The organism is Novosphingobium sp. MBES04, from assembly GCF_000813185.1.
GTDB classification, from domain to species: Bacteria; Pseudomonadota; Alphaproteobacteria; order Sphingomonadales; family Sphingomonadaceae; genus Novosphingobium; species Novosphingobium decolorationis.
Genome location: NZ_DF850498.1, coordinates 1 through 2243, shown reverse-complemented (window position 1 = coordinate 2243; position 2243 = coordinate 1). Strand labels below are relative to the sequence as shown.

Annotated in this window: 2 protein-coding genes; both read left to right on the top strand. The window is 66.7% G+C overall.

Annotation, left to right across the window (positions count from 1 at the left end; all coding sequences use genetic code 11):
- Positions 1-257: 257 nt before the first annotated feature.
- Positions 258-2003 carry a methyl-accepting chemotaxis protein gene (locus MBENS4_RS23620; RefSeq protein ID WP_144401092.1) on the top strand — a complete coding sequence of 582 codons (1746 nt, stop codon included), beginning with the start codon at positions 258-260 and terminating at the stop codon, positions 2001-2003.
- Between the two features lie 34 nt (positions 2004-2037).
- Positions 2038-2243 (top strand): hypothetical protein (locus tag MBENS4_RS23615; RefSeq protein WP_039396847.1); only part of this gene is annotated, 206 nt, incomplete at its 3' end.

The window sequence follows — 2243 nt, the reverse complement described above, 5'->3', positions numbered from 1 at the left end:
GGGGCCACAGAAAGCGTCTTCCTTCCTCCTTCTGGCCGGAGCGGGGGTCGATAAGGTCATGTTTCGACAGGCTATTGGGGATCTACCTATCCGCACTTGGGCGGGTTTTCACAGGAGCAGGTCTAAGCGCTGGCTCGACGCCGCCGTGCCGCGGCGCGAGACAAGGGGCTTTATCGGTGTCCGCTTACCTGGATAAACTTTCCGTCAGTCGGCGTCTGTCGCTGCTCGCGTTCTGCGCTGCGGGCGTAGGGGCATGCATGATCGCCCTGGTCCTCGCCTCTTCGCTGCTGGGTGCGCGCATGGACGAGCGCGCGCAGGACGCGGCCAACCAGGCTCTTTACGCCGCGCTTCTGGAAAAGGATTTTGCCTCGCTGGAGCGGGATGTCTTTCGCCACGCGCTTCTCAACGATGCGGCGACGCGCGAAGCCTACGAGGGCAACACAAGGGACTTCTTCACCTCCAATGAGGAAACCCGCAAGCATCTGAGCCCGGACGAGCTGTCGGCCGCCGACGTGGTGGACGAGAACGCCAAGGCCTATGTCGCCGTGGTGAACGGCGTCCTTGCCGATGGGCCTGTCGGAAGTGCCGGGGTCGCGCGGATCATGGAGGCCGGCGACAAGGTCGATGCCAATATCGAGGCCATCCGCGATCCCGTCATCGCGCGCTCGGTGGCGATCGATGCCGAGCAGACCACCATGGCGCTCACCATGGTGGGAGTCTCGGTGGTGCTGGCGCTGGTTGCTTGCGGCTTCGCCTATGTCGTGGCGCAGCGCGTGCGGCGCAGCATCGTGGGCGAACTGGGCGATATCCGCTCGGCCATTGCCCGGGTGGAAGATGGCGGGGCCGAATTCACCGTTCCGCATCTGCACCGAAGCGATGAAATCGGGGACCTTGCCCGCGTTGCCGAGCGCCTGCAGGTGATGACCCGCGCCAAGGCCGACAGCGATGCGCGCACGCACGCGATGATCGAGATGGTCGGAGCCCAGCTGAGTGCGCTTGCCGAAGGCGATCTCACCGCCGAACTGCCGGACATTGGCAGCACGTACGGCCGCCTGCGCGCCGATTTCAACACCATGGCCGGACGCCTGCGCGAAGCCCTACTGGCGGTCTCGCACGCGATCCACGCGATCCACACGGGCGCGCGTGAGATCAACGATGCCTCGAGCGATTTCGCCACCCGCACCGAACAGCACGCGAGCGACCTGGGCGAAGCGGCCGAGCGCATCCGCGACCTGAGCGGGGACATCAGTTCCACCGCCTCGGAAGCCACCACGGCGCACCGCAGCGTTGTGGCGGCCGTCGAGGAGGCGCAGTCGGGCGGAAAGATCGTGTCCGATGCGGTGGCCGCCATGCAATCGATCGATCACTCGACCGCCGAGATCAAGAAGATCATCTCGGTCATCGACGGAATCGCCTTCCAGACCAACCTGCTGGCCCTGAACGCGGGGGTGGAGGCCGCCCGTGCGGGCGAGATGGGCAAAGGCTTCGCGGTCGTCGCCACCGAGGTGCGCGCGCTTGCCCAGCGTTCGGCCGATGCCGCGCGCGAAGTGCGCGAGCTGATCGAGACGAGTTCGGTCCAGGTCGCCTCCGGGGTCGTCATGGTGAACGATACCGGCGCCGCGCTCGATCGCATCATCGAGAGCATCGCCTCGGCAACGCAGCTCGTGACCTCGATTGCGGATTCCTCGCAGGTGCAGTCGGGCAAGCTGCGCCAGACGACCGAGACCATCAGCGCCATGGACCGCATCACGCAGCAGAACGCGGCCATGATCGAGGAAAGTACCGCCGCCGCGCGCAGCTTGTCGAGCGAGGCGGACCGGCTGTCCGAACTGGTCGGCAAGTTCAAGCTGGGCGCGGGCGAAGTCGTCCAGTTGCATGGGCCCTCTCTTGCCCGCCCAAAGTTCGCGCGCGCACCCGTGGGGCAGGCCGCCCAGCCTTATGCCACGGTCGGATCGGCGGCGCTGCAGCCCATGGCCAGCGATGGGCAGTGGGATGAGTTCTGAAGGCGTACGCGGGATTGGCGGAAAGGTGTCTGCCATGAATGTCCCCTCCACGGCGCGGACACGCGCGGCGCTGCGCTGCGGGCTCCTCGCCGGAATGGCGCTGGGCTTCAGTCCGTCGGCCGGCGCACAGGAGGCTGCGGGGGCAGGGGACCTCGACCTGTCGGGGAGTGTGCGGGTCCGTTACGAGGCCTACGACAATGGCTATCGCAGTTCGGGCGCGCGCTCGGACGATGCGCTGAC

Excerpts from the sequence above, each read along its gene's own strand:
- MBENS4_RS23620 (WP_144401092.1), top strand. The coding sequence starts at position 258 with ATGATCGCCCTGGTCCTCGCCTCTTCGCTGCTGGGTGCGCGCATGGAC.